Origin of the sequence: Tsuneonella rigui (assembly GCF_003958625.1) — a bacterium.
In the GTDB taxonomy this organism is placed as follows: domain Bacteria; phylum Pseudomonadota; class Alphaproteobacteria; order Sphingomonadales; family Sphingomonadaceae; genus Tsuneonella; species Tsuneonella rigui.
The window spans coordinates 1-2,987 of the sequence record NZ_RSEL01000019.1; the positions used below are offsets into that span (position 1 = coordinate 1).

The window sequence follows — 2,987 nt, forward strand, 5'->3', positions numbered from 1 at the left end:
ACGCCATGAAGACCCGCGCCGCCGTCGCCTTTGCCCCCAAGCAGCCGCTGGAGATCGTCGAGCTTGACCTCGAAGGGCCCAAGGCAGGTGAGGTGCTGGTCGAGATCATGGCGACCGGCGTGTGCCACACCGATGCCTACACCCTCGACGGGCTTGACAGCGAGGGCCTGTTCCCGAGCGTGCTCGGCCACGAGGGCGCGGGGATCGTGCGCGAGGTCGGCGCGGGCGTAACCTCGGTCAAGCCGGGCGACCACGTGATCCCGCTCTACACGCCTGAGTGCGGGAAGTGTAAATCGTGCCTCAGCGGCAAGACCAACCTGTGCACCGCGATCCGGGCGACCCAAGGCAAGGGCGTGATGCCCGACGGGACGAGCCGCTTCAGCTACAAGGGCGAGACGATCTACCACTACATGGGTTGCTCGACCTTCTCGAACTTCACCGTCCTGCCCGAAATCGCGGTCGCCAAGATCCGCGAGGACGCGCCGTTCCAGACTAGCTGCTACATCGGCTGCGGGGTGACCACCGGAGTCGGCGCGGTGCTCAACACCGCCAAGGTCCAGCCGGGCGACAACGTGGTGGTGTTCGGGCTCGGCGGGATCGGGCTCAACGTGATCCAGGGCGCGAAGCTCGCGGGCGCAGGAAAGATCGTCGGCATCGACCTCAACCCGGCGCGCGAGGAATGGGGCCGCCAGTTCGGCATGACCGACTTCGTCAACACCGCCGGCATGAGGCGCGAAGACACCATCGCAGCGATCGCCGCGCTGACCGACGGCGGCGCAGACTACAGCTTCGACTGCACCGGCAACACCGAGGTCATGCGCACGGCTCTCGAGTGCTGCCATCGCGGCTGGGGCACCTCGATCATCATCGGGGTGGCCGAAGCGGGCAAGGAAATCGCCACCCGCCCGTTCCAGCTCGTCACGGGGCGCAACTGGCGCGGGACCGCGTTCGGGGGGGCCAAGGGCCGGACCGACGTGCCGAAGATCGTCGACATGTACATGGACGGCCAGATCGCGATCGACCCGATGATCACTCACGTCCTCTCGCTCGACGAGATCAACAAGGCGTTCGACCTGATGCACGCGGGCGAGAGCATCCGCAGCGTCGTCGTCTACTGATGGAGCAGGTCAGCGCCAACCGCAGCCATGGCGGCACGCAGGGCGTTTACACGCACCAGTCGAGCGCGACCGGCACGCCGATGACCTTCTCGGTGTTCGTGCCGGACCATGCACCGGGCACGAAGCTGCCGGTGCTGTGGTACCTGTCGGGCCTCACCTGCACCCACGCCAATGTGACCGAGAAAGGCGAGTTCCGTGCCGCTTGCGCCGAGCACGGTGTGATCTTCGTCGCGCCCGACACGAGCCCGCGCGGCGCTGATGTACCGGACGATCCGGCATACGACTTCGGCCAGGGCGCGGGGTTCTATATCGACGCGACCGAGGCGCCGTGGGCGCCGCATTTTCGCATGCGCAGTTATATCGAAAGCGAGCTGCCCGCGGTTATCGCCAGCCACTTCCCCGCCGACTTGGCGCGCCAGGGAATTACTGGCCACTCGATGGGCGGGCATGGCGCGCTGACGATCGCCTTGCGCAATCCGCAGCGCTTCCGCTCGGTCAGCGCGTTCTCGCCCATCGTCAGCCCGATGAATTGTCCGTGGGGCGAAAAGGCGCTCGGCGGGTACCTCGGCGCCGATCGGTCGAGCTGGCGCGAATACGACGCCTGCGCCTTGATCGAGGACGGCGCGCGGCTGCCGGATCTGCTGGTCGACCAGGGCATCGCTGACGATTTCCTCGACGAGCAGCTCAAGACCGATCTCCTCGAGCAAGCCTGTGCGCGCGCTGACATGCCAGCGACGATCCGCAGACAAACTGGCTACGACCATTCTTACTACTTCATTTCGGCTTTCATGGCCGAGCACGTGGCGTGGCATGCGGCGCGATTAGGCCGGTAGGTCGCAGTCCCGACGCATTCGCCGCAGATCACCTCTGCGTCGCTAGCCCAACCTCTCGACATTCACATCTTTGTTCAAGGAACAACTCCATGCGCATCGGCTGCCCCAAGGAAATCAAGAACCACGAATACCGCGTGGGCCTGACGCCCGAGAGCGTGCGCGAGCTGTCTGCGCACGGGCACGAAGTGTGGGTCGAGACCGGCGCCGGCCTCGGCATCGGCGCGGACGACGGGCAGTACCGCCAGGCAGGCGCGGCCATCCAGGACGGCCCGGACCCGATCTTCGCCGAATGCGAAATGGTCGTGAAGGTCAAAGAGCCGCAGGCGGTCGAGCGCGCCAAGCTGCGCGAAGGCCAGGTGCTCTACACCTACCTCCACCTCGCGCCCGATCCCGAACAGACCGCCGACCTCGTCAAGTCCGGCGTCACCGGGATCGCCTATGAGACAGTCACCGGCCCGGGCAACACGCTCCCGCTTCTGAAGCCGATGAGCCAGGTCGCGGGACGGATGAGCATCCAGGCCGGCGCCACCGCACTGGAAAAGGCGCACGGCGGCCGCGGCGTGCTCTTGGGCGGCGTCCCGGGCGTGCTGCCCGGCAAGGTGATGGTGATCGGCGGCGGCGTGGTCGGCTTCAACGCTGCGCAGATGGCGGTCGGTCTCGGCGCCGACGTGACGATCCTCGACCGCGATCCCGAAGTGCTCGAGCGGCTCGGCACGCATTTCGAAAGCCGCGCCAAGACGCTATTCTCGAGCCAGGCGAGCATCGAGCAGACGATCTGCGAGGTGGACCTCGTGATCGGCGCGGTGCTGATCCCCGGCGCCGCCGCACCCAAGCTCGTCAGCCGCGAGATGCTCAAGTGCATGAAGCCCGGCGCGGTGCTGGTCGATGTCGCGATCGACCAGGGCGGCTGCTTCGAAACCAGCCACGCGACGACCCACGCCGACCCCACCTACGTCGTCGATGGCATCGTCCACTACTGCGTCGCCAACATGCCGGGCGCGGTTGCGCGCACCAGCACTTACGCGCTCAACAACGT

Annotated in this window: 3 protein-coding genes; all 3 read left to right on the plus strand. The window is 66.7% G+C overall.

Annotated elements, in window-relative coordinates; translation table 11 throughout:
* Positions 1 to 5 precede the first annotated feature (5 nt).
* Positions 6 to 1,118 carry an S-(hydroxymethyl)glutathione dehydrogenase/class III alcohol dehydrogenase gene (locus ELY12_RS08380; protein ID WP_126176144.1) on the plus strand — a complete coding sequence of 371 codons (1,113 nt, stop codon included), beginning with the start codon at positions 6 to 8 and terminating at the stop codon, positions 1,116 to 1,118.
* A complete protein-coding gene (gene fghA, locus ELY12_RS08385; RefSeq protein ID WP_126176254.1) occupies positions 1,118 to 1,951 on the plus strand; it encodes an S-formylglutathione hydrolase in 834 nt (277 codons plus the stop codon). The genes ELY12_RS08380 and fghA overlap by 1 nt, the downstream gene beginning before the upstream one ends.
* Before the next feature lie 89 nt (positions 1,952 to 2,040).
* Positions 2,041 to 2,987, plus strand: a 947-nt coding sequence (ald, locus tag ELY12_RS08390) for an alanine dehydrogenase (RefSeq protein WP_126176255.1), incomplete at its 3' end; no start/stop codon positions are given.